Below are 15,884 nucleotides of genomic sequence, written 5' to 3'. Positions count from 1 at the left end.
GCCGGATCCCCCGCGGCCGATGATCGCTGATCAGGGCGCGGGTGCGCGGCGGTAGCGGTGCAGGGCGAGCGGGATCGCGAGCAGCAGGGCCGCGGCGATCCAGGTCAAAGCCAGGGGGTACGCCGAGGGCGGGGTCGCGCCGGAACCCGCGGGTTCGTTGCCCCACAGCAGGCGCAGCGCCGTGACGACGGCGGAGACGGGGTTCGCCTCGGCGAGCGGGCGCAGCCACGACGGCATGGTGTCCGGCGGCGCCAGCACGTTCGACACGAACGTCAACGGGATCAGGCACACCGGCACCAGCACCCGGGCCGCGCCAGGACCGCGTACGGACAGCCCCACGACCACGGACAGCCACGTGACGGCGTACCCGAAGGTCAGGACCAGCAGGAACCCCGCCGCGGCCGCAGCGGGGCCGCTGTGGACGCGCCAGCCCGCGATCACCCCCGCCGCCGCCGCGACCGCCGCCGTCATCGCGATCCGGACCAGGTCCGCCGCGGTACGCCCGAACAGCACCGCGGACGCGCGCACGGGCAGCGTCCGGAACCGGTCGACCATGCCCCGGCGCACGTCCTGCGCGACGCCCACCGCGGCCAGCCCGGCGGTGATCGCGACCGCCTGCACCAGCAGGCCAGGCGTCAGGTACCCCGGATAGGAGGCCACTCCCGGCACGGCGACCACGCCGCTCAGCACCACGCCGAACAGCAGCATGAACAGCACGGGTTGCAGCAGGGGCAGCGCCAGCAGGCGCGGCTCCCGCCGGCCGCGCAGCAGCCCTCGCCGGGCCGTGACCCACACGTCCTGCACCGCCGCCGCCAGCTCGCTCATGCCTTCTCCTCGCTGCGCTCGTCGGCGGCATCGAGGAGAACCATGATTCGCTCGCTGCGCTCGCTCATGCGCGGGCCTCCTCGTCGGCCAGGGTGGGGGTGGCGGCCTGGCCGGTGAGCTTGCGGAACACGTCGTCGAGGCTGGCCCGGTGGATGCCGATGTCGACCGGCTCGATGCCCGCCGCGTCGAGCCGGCGCACCAGCTCGACCAGGGCCGGGGTGCCCGCCACGACCGGCGCCTGGACCAGGTGCTGGTCCAGGAAGACCACGGCCCGGCCGCCGCAGACCCGGTTCAGGATGTCCTCGGCGACCTGGGTCTCGGCCCGGTTGCCCAGCACGACCTGCAGCCGGTCGCCGCCGATGTGCCGGGTGATCTCCTCCGGCGTGCCGCGGGTGAGCACGTGGCCCCGGTCGAGCACCACGATCTGGTCGGCGAGTTCGTCGGCCTCGTCCAGGTGCCGGGTGGCCAGCAGCAGGGTCGTGCCGGCGCGCACCCGCTCGCTGATCACGTCCCAGATGCCCAGCCGGCTGCGCTGGTCCAGCCCCGCGGTGGGCTCGTCGAGCAGGACCACGGGCGGTGCGGTCACCAGCGCGCCGGCCAGGTCGAGCCGACGGCGCATGCCGGGCGGGTAGCAGTGCACGGGCCGGTGCGCCGCCTCGCTCAGGTGGAACCGCTCCAGCAGCTCCTCGGCCCGCACCCGGGCCCGCCGCCGGCCGAGCCGGTGCAGCCGGCCGAGCTGCTCCAGGTTCTCGAAGCCGGTGAGGAAGTCGTCGACGGCCGGGCGCTGCCCGCACATGCCGATGTCCTGCCGTGCCCAGCGCGGGTGTGCCAGCACGTCGACGCCGTTGACCAGGCAGCTGCCCCCGTCGGGGCGCAGCAGGGTGGCCATGATCCGCACTGCGGTGGTCTTGCCGGCCCGATCCGGTCCGAGCAGGCCCAGCACGGTGCCCTCCGGCACGCTCAGCGACAGGCCGGCCAGGGCGGTCACCGAGCCGTACCGCTTGACCAGCCCTTCCGCGACGATCGCAGCGGCCATGGACACACGGTAGTCACGGTGCGGACCCGGCGAGCCGGATCCGCCCATTTACCGGGTCGCGACCAGTTCGACCTCGTAGCCCTGCTCGTCCTCCAGGTACGCCGCGTAGGTGTCCGGGCCGCCGGCGTGCGGGTGCCGGTCGGCGAACAGCAGCCGCCAGCCGTGCTCGCCCGCCGCCGCGACCAGCCGATCGACGTCGGCGGGGGAGCCCGCGTGCAGCGCCAGGTGGTTCAGCCCGGGTGCGCGGCGCTCGTGCCGGTCGCCGACGAGGTCCGGCGAACTCTCGAAGACGACGTACGCCGTGCCGTGCCGCCAGGAGACCCCGGCGTCCCAGCGCTGGTGCTCGACCCAGCCCAGCTCGGTCAGCAGCCAGCCCCAGGAACGTTCGGTCGCGTCCAGGTCGGGCACCCACACCTCGACGTGGTGCAGGCTCACCGGTTGGCCCCGGGCACCCACTTCACGTCGGCGGCGCCATCGGAATTGGCGACTCTTCCGAGGATGAACAGCAGATCGGAGAGCCGGTTGAGATACTGTGCGGGCAGCGGGCCGGTGCGCTCCGCGTCCACGCTCAGCAGCGCGAACGAGGAACGTTCCGCGCGCCGGGCGGTGGTTCGCGCTACGTGCAGCAGGGCCGCACCAGGCGAACCCCCCGGCAGGATAAAAGAATCCAGCTTGGTCAGTCGTGCGTTGAACTCGTCGCACCAGCCTTCCAGGCGGGTGACGTAGTCCTGCGTGACGCGCAGTGGCGGGTACTTCGGATCGGGGGTGATCGGGTTGCACAGGTCGGCGCCCACGTCGAACAGATCGTTCTGGATGAGGGTCAGCACGTTGCGCACATCGTCGGCTAGGTTGCCCAGAGCGAGCGCCACCCCCAGCGCGGCGTTGCACTCGTCCACATCGGCGTACGCGGTGATGCGCGGATCGGTCTTGTCCACGCGCTCGCCGTTGCCGAGCGCGGTGGTGCCGGCGTCGCCGGTCCTGGTGTAGATGCGGGTGAGGTGAACAGCCATGACAGCGAGCCTAATGGTGGCCGACGGTGGTGACTCCGTCGGCGCGTTGCTGACGGGCGTCCGGACGGGGGGTCCGGCTTCTACGATGGCCGACGTGGATGTGATCCGGGTCAAGGGCGGCGTACGGCTGGCCGGCGAGGTCGGCGTGGTCGGCGCGAAGAACAGCGCGCTCAAACTGATGGCAGCGGCGTTGCTGGCCGAAGGCGAGAGCGTGATCACCAACGTGCCGCGCATCACCGACATGGCGCTGATGGGGGAGGTGCTGCGGCGGCTGGGCGCGGACGTCGTCTTCTCCGACGACCGGGTGCGCATCAACGTGCCCGAGAGGCTGCATCCGGAGGCCGACTACGAGCTGGTCCGCCGGCTGCGGGCGTCGATCTGCGTGCTCGGGCCGCTGCTGGCGCGGTGCGGCAGGGTGCGGGTCGCGCACCCGGGCGGCGACGCGATCGGCTCCCGCGGGCTGGACATGCACGTGTCCGGCCTGGCGAAGATGGGTGCGGACATCAGCGGCGAGCACGGCTTCGTGGTCGCCGAGGCCCCGTCGGGCCTGCACGGCGCGAAGATCAGCCTGGACTTCCCCAGCGTCGGCGCGACCGAGAACCTGCTGATGGCGGCCGTGCTGGCCCGCGGCACCACGGTGATCGACAACGTGGCGCGCGAGCCGGAGATCGTCGACATCTGCCGGATGCTGACCGGGATGGGCGCGCGCATCGAGGGCGCGGGCACCTCCGAGCTGACGGTGCACGGCGTCCGCCAGCTCCAGCCCGTCGAGCACGCCACCATCGGCGACCGCATCGTCGCGGGCACCTGGGCCTTCGGGGCCGCGATGACGCGCGGCGACGTCACCGTGCGCGGCATCGACCCGCGCTGCCTGGAGATCGCGCTAGACAAGATCCAGCAGGCCGGCGGCGCGGTCGACTACGGCCCTGACTGGTTCCGGGTGCGCATCGCCGACCGGCCCACCGCGGTCGACGTACGCACGCTGCCCTTCCCGGGTTTCGCCACCGACCTGCTGCCGATGGCGATCGGCATGGCCGCGGTGGCCGACGGCGTCTCGCTGATCACGGAGAACATCTTCGACGGGCGCTTCATGTTCGCCGAGGAGCTCAAGCGGCTCGGCGCGGACATCCGCATCGAGGGCCACCACGCCATGGTCCGCGGCCGGAGCAACCTGTCCAGCGCCGAGGTCACCGCGAGCGACATCCGGGCCGGGGCCGGGCTGGTCATCGCGGGCCTGTGCGGCGACGGCGTGACCACGGTCCGCGCCGTGCACCACATCGACCGCGGCTACCCCGACTTCGCCGGCGACCTACGGGCGCTGGGCGTCGAGGTCGAACGCGCCGAAACCCCCGCCGATCCCGAGTACGGCTTCTGAGGTGCGTGAAGGCGTCCCCTGACCAGGGGACGCCTTGCTCGCGAGGGGCTGGACCGGGTGCCGGCGGCGTTGACGGCAACCGGGATCAGCGGGTCTCGCCGACGACGCGCCGGGCGCGGTTGACCTCGTCGGCGAAGACGAGCACCCGGATGCGCCCGTCGGGTGCGGTGGCGAGTGTGGCGCGGATGCCGACGCTGTGCAGGTGCTCGCGGATGAGCGCCGCGTCGGCGAGGGTACGAACGACGGCGGCGCTGGCCAGCAGGCCGTAGTCGTCGAGAGCGGGGCTCGGCGCGACCGGGGCGGGTGTCTCGGCGTCGCGCTGCAGTCCGCGGTGCAGGACCACGGCGAGGACCGCGATCGTCAGGATCGCGACCATCGGGCCGGCGAGATAGGCACTAGCAGGCATGATCCCAGTCTGCACCTCCGTGGCGGGGTCGCGAGGCCGTTCGCACCCTCCTGAGCGATCGTTTAGGCTCGACGCGTTCGGCAGCGCGTCCACCGGCCGCCGGACGACACCGGATCATGTTCCCCAGTGGGAGGCAGTGCAATGGCAGGGAAGCTCGCGGTCATCGGGGCGGGACTCATGGGCGCCGGCATCGCCCAGGTGGCGGCGCAGGCCGGTTGGCAGGTCACGCTGCGTGACCTCGACGACGCCGCCACCGGGCGCGGCCTGGACGGCATCCGCACCTCGCTGGGCCGGTTCGCCACCAAGGGCACCATCGCCGAGCAGGACGCCCAGGACGCACTGGCACGTATCACCACCACCACGGACCTCGAGGCCGCGGCCGAGGCCGACATCGTGATCGAGGCGGTCTTCGAGAAGCTGGAGATCAAGCAGGAGGTCTTCCGGGCACTGGACCGCATCTGCAAGCCGGACGCGGTGCTCGGCACCAACACCTCCGCCATCCCGATCACCCAGATCGCCGCGGCCACCTCCCGGCCCGAGATGGTCGTGGGCACCCACTTCTTCTCCCCGGTGCCGATGATGAAGCTGTGCGAGCTGGTCCGCGGCCACCGCACCAGCGACGAGACGCTGGCCACCGCGCGGGCGTTCGCCGAGGGCATCGGCAAGACCTGCATCGTGGTCAACCGCGACATCGCCGGCTTCGTCACCACCCGCCTGATCGCGGCGCTGGTCGTGGAGGCGGTCAAGCTGGTCGAGTCCGGGGTGTGCACGCCCGAGGACCTCGACACGGCCTGCAAGCTGGGCTTCGGCCACGCCATGGGCCCGCTGGCCACCACCGACCTGACCGGCGTGGACATCCTGGCGCACGCGGCCCGCAACATCTACACCGACACCGCCGACCCGAAGTTCTTCCCGCCGGAGCTGCTCCAGCGCATGGTCACGGCCGGTGAGCTGGGCCGCAAGAGCGGCAAGGGCTTCTACACGTACTGATCAGCGGCACGCCGCGCGGTGCTCGCTCGCACCGCGCGGCGCACGCGTCAGCCTTCCCGCTTGGTGGTCCAGCGGAAGCCGACCAGGCACAGGATCAGGCCACCGACACACCAGGCGGCGAGCACCAGGGCGACCCGGCCCAGCTCGAACGAGCCGGCGACCTCCTGGCTGGCGAACGACTCGGGCAGGAACACGCTGCGCAGGCCCTGGCACATCCACTTGAGCGGGAACAGCGCGGCGAACTGCTGCATCCAGTGCGGCAGGTCCTTGTACTCGAAGAACACGCCCGAGGTGAACTGCAGGATCAGCGCGATCGGGGTGACCACGGCGGGCCCGGAGCGGCCGGTCTTCGCGACGCCGGAGAAGGCGATGCCGCACAGCGTGCAGGCGATCAGGCCGAGCACGCTGACCCAGCCGAAGGTGAACCACTTCTGCCCGGTGTCGGGCAGCCGCAGGTCGTAGAGGGCCACCGCGACGCCCAGCAGCAGGACGACGGCGATGAACGCGAGCGCCGCCACGCACAGGATCTTGCCGGCGAAGAAGACCCACTTCGGCATGGGCGTGCCGCGGTAGCGCTTGAGCACTCCCCGGTCCCGCTCGATGGGGATGGTGATGGCCAGGTTCTGGAAACCGGTGGCCATGATGCCCGAGGCGATCATGCCGGTGACGAAGTACTGCGACAGGGTCACCGCGGGGACTTCGCCCTCCGGCGTGATGATCACGCTGCCGAAGATCGACCCGAAGATCAGCATCAGCATCACGGGGAAGAGCAGCGTGAAGACCAAAGACTCGCGCGTACGCACGAACTGCTTGAACTCGATCCCGCCCTGCGCCAGGGCCAGGCTGAGCCCGCCCGCCTGCCGCACGGCGGGCCGCGCCGCTTCCTGCTCGGTGGCCAACGCGCTCATGCCATCTCCTCGCTGCGCTCGTCGACGGCATCGACCGATGACATTGCTCGCTCGCTGCGCTCGCTCACGCCGGCTCCTGCCCGTTCTCGCCGATCATCTTCAGGTAGACGTCCTCCAGCGTGGGCCGGGTGACGGTCAGTTCCGGCACCTCGCCGCCGAACGAGGCGGCCAGCCGCTGCACCACCTCGGTGGGCCGGTCGGTCTCCTCGCTGCGCGGCCCGCCCTCGTCGCGCCAGCTCACCGTGGCCGTGGCCAGGTGCCGACCGCCCAGCTCCGCGGGGGTCGACACGGCGATCATGGTGCCGCGGGCGATCACGCCGACCCGGTCCGCGAGCGCCTCGGCCTCGTCCAGGTAGTGCGTGGTCAGCAGGATGGTGGTGCCGGTGTGCGAGAGCTGGCGGATCAGGTCCCAGAACTCGCGCCGGGCGGCCGGGTCGAAGCCCGTCGTCGGCTCGTCGAGGAACAGCACCTCGGGCTGGCTGATGATGCCCAGCGCCACGTCCAGGCGGCGCTTCTGGCCGCCGGAGAGGGTGTGCGTGCGCGAGTTCGCCTTCTCGCTCAGCCCGACCCGCTCGATGACCTCGTCGGGGTCGGCCGGGTGGGGATAGAAGCGGGCGAAGTGGCGTACCACCTCGTGCACCTTGAGCTCGTCGAACTCGCCGGTGCCCTGCAGCACGATGCCGACCCGGCGACGCCAGTCGCGGTCGGCCTTGGCCGGGTCGATGCCGAGCACGGACACCTGGCCGGAGTCGCGGGTGCGGAACCCCTCCAGGATCTCCACGGTAGTGGTCTTGCCGGCCCCGTTGGGGCCCAGCAGGGCGAAAACCTCGCCCGGCGGCACGGCCAGGTCGACCCCCGCGACGGCGACGTTGTCCGCATAGGACTTCCGCAGCCCGGAAACGCTGATCGCCAGCTCTTCGTGAGTCACACCCGGCACCATACGTCAGCGCCGCATAGAGCCCGGCCGGTGCTCGGCCGGGCGCGAGCGACGCCACGTACCCCAGTGAGATTCTTCACCGGCACAAGTTACTGAACGTTCACTTAGCATCGGCGTATGGAGCCACGTCTGCCCGATCGTGACCGTCCCTGGGTCATGCGCACCTACGCCGGTCACTCGAACGCGGCGGCCACCAACGCGCTCTTCCGGCGGAACCTGGCCAAGGGCCAGACCGGGCTGTCGGTCGCCTTCGACCTGCCCACGCAGACCGGCTACGACCCCGACCACGAGCTGGCCGCGGGCGAGGTGGGCCGGGTCGGCGTGCCGGTGGCGCACCTCGGCGACGCGCGGGCGCTGTTCGACGGCATCGACCTCGCCGCCGCGAACACCAGCATGACCATCAACGCCACCGCGATGTGGCTGCTCGCGCTGTACGTCACCGTCGCGCAGGAGCAGGGCGCGGACCCCGCCGCACTGGCCGGGACGACGCAGAACGACATCATCAAGGAGTACCTGTCGCGCGGGACGTACATCTTCCCGCCCGGCCCGTCGCTGCGGCTGACCACCGACGTCGTCGCGTGGACGGTGGCCAACGCGCCCGCCTGGAACCCGGTCAACATCTGCTCGTACCACCTCCAGGAGGCCGGCGCGACGCCCGTGCAGGAGGTCGGCTTCGCGCTGGCCACCGCCGTCGCGGTGCTGGACCGGGTGCGCGACGGCGGCCAGGTCGCGCCCGAGCGCATGGGCGACGTGGTGCAGCGCGTGTCGTTCTTCGTCAACTCCGGCGTGCGCTTCGTCGAGGAGATGGCGAAGATGCGCGCGTTCAACCGGCTCTGGGACGAGATCACCCGCGACCGGTACGGCGTCGCCGACGCCAAGCAGCGGCGACTGCGCTACGGCGTACAGGTCAACTCGCTGGGGCTGACCGAGTCGCAGCCGGAGAACAACGTGGCCCGGATCGTGCTGGAGATGCTCGGCGTCACCATGTCCCGCGACGCCCGCGCCCGTGCCGTGCAACTGCCCGCCTGGAACGAGGCCCTCGGCCTGCCCCGCCCGTGGGACCAGCAGTGGTCCCTGCGCCTGCAGCAGGTCCTGGCGTACGAGTCCGACCTGCTGGAATACCCCGACCTGTTCGCCGGGTCGCACGTGGTCGAGGCGCTGGTCGACGAGATCGCCGACGGGGCCCGCCGCCAGCTCGCCGAGGTGCTGGAGCTCGGCGGCGCGGTCGTCGCCGTGGAGGGCGGGCACCTCAAGAGCGCCCTGGTCGCCTCGCTGGCCCGCCGCCGCGGCCGCGTCGAGTCGGGCGAGGACGTGGTGGTCGGCGTCAACCGGTTCGTCGAGACCGAGCCGTCGCCGCTGACCGCCGCGGGCGCGCAGGCCATCGAGCAGGTCGACCCGGCCGCGGAGAAGGCCGCGATCGACGCGGTGCAGCGCTGGCGCGCGGAGCGCGACGGGTCGGCGGCTGCCGACGCGCTGGACCGGCTGCGCGCCGACGCCGCCGGGTCGCGCAACCTGATGGCGGCCACGCTGGAATGTGTGCAGGCCGGGGTCACCACGGGGGAGTGGGCCGGGGTGCTGCGGGAGGTGTTCGGCGAATACCGGGCCCCCACCGGGTTGAGCAGCGGCGTTTCCGGCAGCGCGGACGGTTCACTGGCCCGGGTCCGCGAGCGGGTGCACGCCACGGCCCGCGAGCTGGCGCGCCCGGCACTGCGGCTGCTGGTCGGCAAGCCCGGCCTGGACGGGCACTCCAACGGCGCGGAGCAGATCGCCGTACGCGCCCGCGACGCCGGGTTCGAGGTCGTCTACCAGGGCATCCGGCTGACCCCGGCGCAGATCGTGGCAGCGGCCGTGCAGGAGGACGTGGACCTGGTCGGCCTGTCCGTGCTGTCCGGCTCACACCTCAACGCGGTCCCCGCGGTGCTGGCCGGTCTGCGCGCGGCCGGGCTGCCCGACCTGCCGGTCGTCGTCGGCGGCATCATCCCCGAGGACGACGCCGAGGTGCTCCGCGAGGCGGGCGTGGCCCGCGTCTTCACCCCGAAGGACTTCGCCCTCACCGACATCATGGCCGAGCTGGTCACCGTGGTACGCGAACGCCACGGCCTGGCCTGACCCTTCTCAGGTCGATCGATCATGAAGTTGTGGACGCGACACGCCGTCGAGCCGTGCCATAAGTTCATGATCAACGCGGCGCAGCGCGGGGCGGGGGCGGTCAGGCGAGGGTGAGGGCGGTGGTGGCGAGCATGCCGGCCAGGATGGTGAGGGCGATGGCGCCGGGGTCGAGGCGGGCGCCGAACCAGCGGTCGGCCAGGTCGCGGGCCGGGAGCAGGCCGGACAGCGGCGCGCCGAGCAGGATCAGCCAGCCGGCGAGCAGGCCGACCGGGCCGTGGGACTGCAGGAAGGCCGTGAGCAGGGTGACCACGGCCGCGCAGGCCGCGCCGAGGGCGAACAGCAGCGGGAGGATCAGCGGGGGCAGTTTCTCGCCGCCGCGCCGGGCCCGGTCGATGCGGGCGGCGGCGCTCTCCAGCAGGGCGATCGGGTCGGTGGACGCGGACGCGGGCTGTTCGGGCAGGGGCAGCGGGGGCGGCACCGGGCCCAGCCGGCGGCCGCGGCGGCCGCGTACCTGTTTGAGCTCGTCCCACAGCGCCCCTGCCGCGAGGTCGGTCTGCGCGACGAGCCGCTGCGCGTGCGCCATCCGGGCACTCGCCGCGACCACCGCGTCGTCGGCCGCGGCGAGGTCGTGTTCGATGGTGGCGATGCCGTCCGCGTGGGACTGCACGGCCGCGGTCAGCGCCGTCTCGTGCCGCCGGGACGCGGCGACCAGGTCGGCGATCAGCGCGCGGTAGCGGACCGTCGGCGGGGAGGTCACGGGGCCACCTCGTACGGGATGATGATCTGCGCGCGGTGGTGCACCGCGCGGTCGAAGTGCAGGGCTCGGTTGAGCCGTGGGAACCAGGCCGGGCCGCCGGGCTGCGGGTAGAGCGCGGACAGCTCGGGCCCGTGCACGTCGAGCGCCACCCAGGCGCCGATCGCGTCGAATCGGGCGCCGGGACCGCCGAGGTCGTCGCGCAGCCGGGCGACCGTACGCCACCAGCCGAGCACATGGGTGCGCCGCTCGGGGCCCCGCGCCAACACGGTGCGCAGCAACTCGTGGCCGCTGGGCAGGCCCGGTCCGGGCTTGGCGGCCAGCCGGGCGGCGACCGCGTCCAGCGCGAAGGCGAACACGTAGTGCGGGGGAGCGGGGACCTCGCCGTCACCGCGGCCCTCCCCGGTGTTCTCGGCGAGTTCGGCCAGCAGGGCGGTGACGCCGTCGGCGTCGTACCAGTCGCAGCGGTGGCGGGCGTCGAGCACCGCGTGCAGCGACTTCGCGGGCGTGGTCGCGTCGGAGTCCAGGCACAGCACGCTGAACCGGGCCGAGCCGGAGGTGTGCTGGCTGCCCAGGGCGTGCCCGGCGGCGAGCAGCACCGCGCAGGCCTCGTCGGCGCGGGTGCCGAGCACGGCGAGGTTGCGGCCGGGCGCGCGGTTCAGCCGCAGCGTCGCGGGGCGGCCCGCGACGTCGATGGTCTCGCCGAGCAGGGCCACCGCGCCCACCGCGGCGGGCAGCTCCGGCGCGGGCGGCGGCGGCAGCAGCGGGAACAGCGGGCGGGAGTCGCCGTCGAACAGGCGCGGCGGTTCGGCACCGTCGGGCCGGGCCGACCACAACTGCTCCTGCAGCCCGAGCCAGGTCGCGCGGTCGCCCGCGTCGGGCAGGCGCACGATGGTGTTCGCCGAGGGCACGCCCGAGTCGGCGTTGACCACGGCGTGGCAGCGCGGGATCAGCTCGGCGGCCAGGTTCACATCGGACAGGATGCGGCGCGCCTTGGGCAGCGCGATGCGCAGCGTGAACTGCGAGACCAGGCCGGAGCGGCCCCACAGCGCCTCGATGCCGGACACGTCCTGGCTGGCCAGCACCAGGTGGATGCCCTGCGAGCGGCCCCGGCGGGCCAGGTCCTCCAGCAGGTCCACGGCCTCGCTGGTCACCGCGTCGCGCGCGCCCAGCAGCACCTGGAACTCGTCGATGACGGCGACGATGCGCGGCCAGTTGCCGGCCGGATCCTCGGCGCGCAGCTCGGCGAGCTTGGTCGCCTCATGCTGCTTGGCGGCGGCCGCCCGGCGCTTGAGCTCCTCGGCCAGGTGCCGCAGCAGGGCCAGGCCGAACTCCCGATCGCCGTTGACGTTGACGCCGACCAGCCGCACCTGCGGCAGCCAGCTGGGGTCGCGGGTGCCGGGGGCGAAGCGGGCGAAGGACACGCCCTCCTTGAAGTCCAGCAGGTACAGCGACAGCTCGCCGGGGGAGTAGCGGGTGGCCAGCGCGGCCAGCCAGCAGTAGATCAGGTTCGTCTTGCCCGAGCCGGACGGGCCGCCGATCAGGGCGTGCGGCGGATCGTCACCGAGCACCAGTTCCACCAGCCGGCCGTCGGTGCCCTCGCCGATCGGCGCGCGCAGCGACTCGGCCGAGGACTGCTGCCAGATCTCGTCGGGCAGCAGCGCGGCGAACGGCACCGGCGGCGGACCGGCGGTGGCCTGCTCGGCGAGCGCCCGGCAGACCCCGGTGACCAGGGCCGCGCCGGGTGGGGCGTCCAGCCGCACCGGGATCTCGCCGGTGAGGCTGGTCCGCGCGGTGCCGTTGGCCCGGATCGCGATCGTCTCCACGTCGGTGTCGGCGGCGAGCTCGAAACCCCGGCTGATCAGGTGTACGCCGGCCGCGACGCCGGTGCGGGCGACCCGGTCGAGCTGGGCGCGCTCGGCCTTGGACAGCTCCGCGCCGTTCGGGTCGGCCAGCAGCACCGCCACCCGCCACGGCTCCGGGCGGCGGCCGGTCTCCGCGGCGAGTTCGGCCACGCTCAGGTAGACCCCGCCGAGCACGTTCTCGTTGATGCGGCGGATCTGCTCGGCGAGGTCGTCGAGCAGCGGGGCGAGCCCGCCCGGCCCGAGGTACGAGATCAGGCCCGCCGGGGCCAGCGGGGCGAGCCCGGCCAGCGCGCCGCCGAGACGGCCCGGGTCGTACACGCTGATCCGCAGCGAACCGGGCGGCACCGACGCCAGCGCGCGCAGCAGCATCGCCCCGATCAGGGCGTCCACCGCGGCCGCACCGTCGCCGGACACGCTCAGGTGCGCGGTGTCCAGCAGCGGCACCAGGGCCGGGACGGGCACGTTCGGGGCGGGTTCCTGCACCAGCGAGCCGATCCGCAGCAGTCCGGGGGTGAGTCCGGCCTGCGGCTCGGGCCGCATGCCGGGCCGCCACGACGCCCACGGGCTGCCCGCGGTGCCCGGCGCGGCCGCCTCGGCGAGCCCGAGCAGGCCCCGGCCGAGTTTCGCGGTCTCCCGCTCGCGGCGGGCCCGTGCCTCGGCCAGGGTCTTGTCGCGCGTGGACAGCAGCTCGTCGCGCCGTTTGGGGGCGGACAGCCGGACGGCGTCGAGCTGCGCGAGTGCGGCGGCCCGAGCAGCCGCGGTGGCCGCCAGCGAGGCGCGGGCGGCGTGCCGGGCCGCGGCCAGTTCCCTGCGTACCGCCGCGACGATCCCTCGGCTGGTCGGCGCAGTCGCGGCGTCCTGCTCAGCCACCGCTGCGGCGGCGAGCCGTGGACTGCGTGACGCGGCCCAGTTCGTCGACGGCGGAGCGGCGGCGGCCGCTGTCGGTGATACGCAGCGCGGCCCGGTGGGCCTCGGCCCGTTCCGTGGCCCGCTGCTGGGCGGCCCCGGCGGCGGCCCGTTCGGCCTCGATGATCTGGTTCAGCTCGTCGGCTGCCCGGCCGTTGGCCCGCAGCAGCGCGGCGACCAGCAGCGCGGCGGCGGTGGCGGCGTCCACCGGGTGGGTGGGCGGGCGGTCGGCGGTGCGCTGGGGCGAGGTGTGGCAGACCCGCGCCACGATCTCCTCGGCCGCCTCGGCGGGCAGCTGCGGCAGCAGCTCCGCGGGCAGCGGCAGGGCCGCCCGGCGCACCCGGGCCAGATCCTCCAGTCGCGGCGGGTAGCCGACCAGGTCGGCGGCGAGGTGGCGCAGCAGCGGCGGCGCGATCGCGGCCAGGCCCAGGCCGACGGCAGGACCCGCCGCGGCCAGGTGCCGGTGCAGCCGCCTGCGGTCGCCGTCGTGTGCCGCCTGTACGCAGCGGCGCAGCAGCTCGGCGCTGGACTGCGCGGCGTCGGCACGGTCGCCGGTGAGCGTGGACGCGGAGAAGGACTCGCCGGTCAGCGCGGCGATCCGCTCGCCCCACCAGTCGGCCAGCCGGCAGTCGCCGGAGCCGCTGACCTCGCCGCGCGGGGCCTGGGTAGGCACGGCGGCCGGCCAGCCCTCGTCGTGGCGGGCGTGGGTGTCGGCGGGCATGCCCAGCGCCAGCGCGTACTCGTCGAGGCGGTCCTGGGCGACGCGCAGCGCGGCGGCGGCGTGGTCCAGGCGCTCGACGGCGCGGCTCAGGTCGGGCACGCTGACCGGGGTCGCGCTGTGGTGCAGCACCCAGGCCAGCAGCCCGGTGGCGCTGCGCAGGCGCTCGGCGGCGGCGGAGACCTGCGGCAGGGGCAGTTCCTCGCGGGCGACCCGCAACTGATCGGCAAGATCTTGAACGAGGCTCATGCCGTCGCCTCCTCGCTGCGCTCGTCACCGACGACGACATGAGCCGACCTGTGCCGACTGATTCGCTCGCTACGCTCGCTCATGTGGGCGCTCACAGCGTCGCGACGTACGACTCGGCCTGCTCCACCGCGTGCAGCGTCGCGGTGAGGCACTCCTCGAGTTCCGAGGCGGCCTGGGCGAGTGCGGCCTGCGCGGCGGTGACGGCCTCGTGCCCGGAGCCCTCGACCGCGGTGGCGAGGCTGAGCTGAGCCTCACCGAGCCGGTCGTTGGCGGAACGGACCGCGTCCTGGCCTTCCTGCACATGCAGCATCGCGGCATCGATGGCCGCTTTGACCTCGGCGACGCTGGCCACGGCACCTCCACGGGGGATTCGGATGGATTTCCTCCGCGAGAGTATGACGTTTTCGCCCGTTTATAACCCTTTCGCCACGCCTGACGGCGGTAGCTACTTTTCCGACAGTGCCCTGACCGTGCGACGCTGCCGCCGCCTGCGGGAAACGGTCACCATCCACCAGACCAGGCCGATCAGGAAGATGACCACCAGTGCGGGGATGATGATGGCGACGACCGACAGGCTCGCGCTCGCGCCGTCCTCGACCGTCGACACCACGGGAGCCGCCACGCCGAGCGTGGCCGCGTTCATCACCGGACGCGCGACCGCCTTGGTGCTGTGCACGGTGAGCGCGATGAGCAGCCCGATCACGATCGGTATCCACAGCTTCTGCGTCCACAGTGCCGACGGGTCGGTGACCGTGACCGTCTCGGAGCCCGAACCCGCGGCGAAGGCCATGCCGCCCGCGGTCGGCCGGACCACCGTCTGCACCACGTCGTTGACGCTGTCCACCACCGGCACCTTGTCCGCGACGAACTCGACCGCCAGCAGCACCGCGAGGATCAGCAGCACCCAGCCGTTGCTCAGCCACGACCAGGCCGAAGGCAGATTGATCAGATTCGTGTACCGGTCCAGCATGCCGATCACCAGCAGCGGTATGTATGCATTGAGCCCCGCGGCCGTGGCCAGCCCCGTGCCGGTCAGAAGTTCGAGCACGCTCCCAGCATGCCCCGACCGTGCGACGGACGCGAACGCTACGGCGGATACGCGTCCCTTAGGCTGGTTCGGTGCGTCTCGTCATCGCCCGGTGCACCGTCGACTATGTCGGACGGCTGTCATCCCACCTCCCCTCCGCCAAACGCCTGCTCATCGTGAAGGCGGATGGTTCGGTCTCGATCCACGCCGACGACCGGGCATACAAGCCGCTGAACTGGATGAGCCCACCCTGCAAGCTGGTCGAGGAGCCCGGCGTGTGGCGCGTGGTCAACAAGGCCGGCGAGGAGCTCAGGATCGCCCTCGAAGAAGTCTTCGAGGACACCTCCCACGTCTTCGGCCCCGACCCCGGCCTGCAGAAGGACGGCGTCGAAGCCCATCTCCAGGAGTTGCTGGCCGCCGCGCCGCACACCTTTGGCGAGGGCTTCACCTTGGTCCGCCGCGAGTACATGACCGCCATCGGCCCCGTCGACCTCCTCTGCCGTGACGCCGCCAAGGCCCACGTGGCCGTCGAGATCAAACGCCGCGGCGAGATCGACGGCGTAGAGCAGCTCACCCGCTACCTCGAACTCCTCAACCGCGACCCCCTGCTGGCCCCGGTAGCCGGCATCTTCGCCGCCCAGGAGATCAAACCCCAGGCCCGAGTCCTCGCCGAAGACCGCGGCATCCGCTGCGTCGTCGTCGACTACGACCGCCTCCGCGGCACCAAGAAAGACGAACTGACCCTCTTCTGAGCCTCTTGGCGGGCGGG

The 15,884-nt window shown here is 73.0% G+C and carries 16 protein-coding genes; 4 read left to right on the top strand and 12 right to left on the bottom strand.

The window, feature by feature from the left end; all coding sequences use genetic code 11:
- Positions 1-30: 30 nt before the first annotated feature.
- The 4 genes from F9C41_RS30355 to F9C41_RS30340 all read right to left on the bottom strand — a co-directional run bounded on the left by F9C41_RS30355 (position 31) and on the right by F9C41_RS30340 (position 2,871).
- Positions 31-825 carry an ABC transporter permease gene (locus F9C41_RS30355; protein WP_155390227.1) on the bottom strand — a complete coding sequence of 265 codons (795 nt, stop codon included), beginning with the start codon at positions 823-825 and terminating at the stop codon, positions 31-33.
- Positions 826-889: 64 nt separating this feature from the next.
- Positions 890-1,861, bottom strand: coding sequence for an ATP-binding cassette domain-containing protein (locus F9C41_RS30350; protein WP_155390226.1), 972 nt, complete (start codon positions 1,859-1,861; stop codon positions 890-892).
- A gap of 48 nt (positions 1,862-1,909) precedes the next feature.
- Positions 1,910-2,296, bottom strand: coding sequence for a VOC family protein (locus F9C41_RS30345; RefSeq protein WP_407924749.1), 387 nt, complete (start codon positions 2,294-2,296; stop codon positions 1,910-1,912).
- Positions 2,293-2,871 carry a cob(I)yrinic acid a,c-diamide adenosyltransferase gene (locus tag F9C41_RS30340; RefSeq protein ID WP_155390224.1) on the bottom strand — a complete coding sequence of 193 codons (579 nt, stop codon included), beginning with the start codon at positions 2,869-2,871 and terminating at the stop codon, positions 2,293-2,295. The genes F9C41_RS30345 and F9C41_RS30340 overlap by 4 nt, the downstream gene beginning before the upstream one ends.
- On the opposite strand from F9C41_RS30340, the gene murA reads away from it, so the two are divergent.
- The gene (gene murA / locus F9C41_RS30335) at positions 2,870-4,246 is read left to right on the top strand and encodes a UDP-N-acetylglucosamine 1-carboxyvinyltransferase (RefSeq protein ID WP_196280017.1); all 1,377 of its coding nucleotides are present in this window, start codon (positions 2,870-2,872) and stop codon (positions 4,244-4,246) included. The two genes, F9C41_RS30340 and murA, sit on opposite strands and share 2 nt — an antisense overlap.
- 85 nt (positions 4,247-4,331) lie before the next feature.
- Here the strand turns inward: murA and F9C41_RS30330 are convergent, their stop codons facing one another.
- Positions 4,332-4,652, bottom strand: coding sequence for a hypothetical protein (locus F9C41_RS30330; RefSeq protein ID WP_155390223.1), 321 nt, complete (start codon positions 4,650-4,652; stop codon positions 4,332-4,334).
- Between the two features lie 141 nt (positions 4,653-4,793).
- On the opposite strand from F9C41_RS30330, the gene F9C41_RS30325 reads away from it, so the two are divergent.
- Entirely contained in the window at positions 4,794-5,642 is an 849-nt protein-coding gene (locus tag F9C41_RS30325; RefSeq protein ID WP_155390222.1) for a 3-hydroxyacyl-CoA dehydrogenase family protein, read from the top strand.
- Between the two features lie 47 nt (positions 5,643-5,689).
- Here the strand turns inward: F9C41_RS30325 and F9C41_RS30320 are convergent, their stop codons facing one another.
- Together F9C41_RS30320 and F9C41_RS30315 are read right to left on the bottom strand one after the other, a co-directional pair.
- Positions 5,690-6,550: an ABC transporter permease gene (locus F9C41_RS30320; protein ID WP_155390221.1), complete on the bottom strand. Its 861-nt coding sequence runs from the start codon at positions 6,548-6,550 to the stop codon at positions 5,690-5,692.
- 64 nt (positions 6,551-6,614) lie between these two features.
- The gene (locus F9C41_RS30315; RefSeq protein ID WP_230690129.1) at positions 6,615-7,478 is read right to left on the bottom strand and encodes an ABC transporter ATP-binding protein; all 864 of its coding nucleotides are present in this window, start codon (positions 7,476-7,478) and stop codon (positions 6,615-6,617) included.
- Between the two features lie 126 nt (positions 7,479-7,604).
- Here F9C41_RS30315 and F9C41_RS30310 point away from each other — a divergent pair, with 126 nt between their 5' ends.
- Positions 7,605-9,596: a protein meaA gene (locus F9C41_RS30310; protein ID WP_155390219.1), complete on the top strand. Its 1,992-nt coding sequence runs from the start codon at positions 7,605-7,607 to the stop codon at positions 9,594-9,596.
- A gap of 100 nt (positions 9,597-9,696) precedes the next feature.
- Here the strand turns inward: F9C41_RS30310 and F9C41_RS30305 are convergent, their stop codons facing one another.
- From F9C41_RS30305 to F9C41_RS30285, 5 genes are all read right to left on the bottom strand, one after another.
- Entirely contained in the window at positions 9,697-10,353 is a 657-nt protein-coding gene (locus tag F9C41_RS30305; protein WP_155390218.1) for a hypothetical protein, read from the bottom strand.
- Positions 10,350-13,085: an FtsK/SpoIIIE domain-containing protein gene (locus F9C41_RS30300; protein ID WP_230690128.1), complete on the bottom strand. Its 2,736-nt coding sequence runs from the start codon at positions 13,083-13,085 to the stop codon at positions 10,350-10,352. The genes F9C41_RS30305 and F9C41_RS30300 overlap by 4 nt, the downstream gene beginning before the upstream one ends.
- Positions 13,078-14,088 carry a hypothetical protein gene (locus F9C41_RS30295; RefSeq protein WP_155390217.1) on the bottom strand — a complete coding sequence of 337 codons (1,011 nt, stop codon included), beginning with the start codon at positions 14,086-14,088 and terminating at the stop codon, positions 13,078-13,080. The genes F9C41_RS30300 and F9C41_RS30295 overlap by 8 nt, the downstream gene beginning before the upstream one ends.
- A gap of 91 nt (positions 14,089-14,179) precedes the next feature.
- On the bottom strand, positions 14,180-14,440 hold the full coding sequence (locus F9C41_RS30290) for a hypothetical protein (RefSeq protein WP_120318357.1): 261 nt from the start codon (positions 14,438-14,440) through the stop codon (positions 14,180-14,182).
- Positions 14,441-14,533: 93 nt separating this feature from the next.
- Positions 14,534-15,136 (bottom strand): DUF4126 domain-containing protein, encoded by a 603-nt coding sequence (locus F9C41_RS30285; RefSeq protein WP_155390216.1) that lies wholly within the window; start codon positions 15,134-15,136, stop codon positions 14,534-14,536.
- Positions 15,137-15,207: 71 nt separating this feature from the next.
- On the opposite strand from F9C41_RS30285, the gene nucS reads away from it, so the two are divergent.
- Positions 15,208-15,867, top strand: coding sequence for an endonuclease NucS (nucS, locus tag F9C41_RS30280; RefSeq protein ID WP_155390215.1), 660 nt, complete (start codon positions 15,208-15,210; stop codon positions 15,865-15,867).
- Positions 15,868-15,884 lie beyond the last annotated feature (17 nt).

It is taken from the genome of Catellatospora paridis, assembly GCF_009720365.1.
GTDB classification, from domain to species: Bacteria; Actinomycetota; Actinomycetes; order Mycobacteriales; family Micromonosporaceae; genus Catellatospora; species Catellatospora paridis.
Note: the sequence above shows the minus strand (reverse complement) of the source record. Positions and strands in the feature narration are given on the sequence as shown.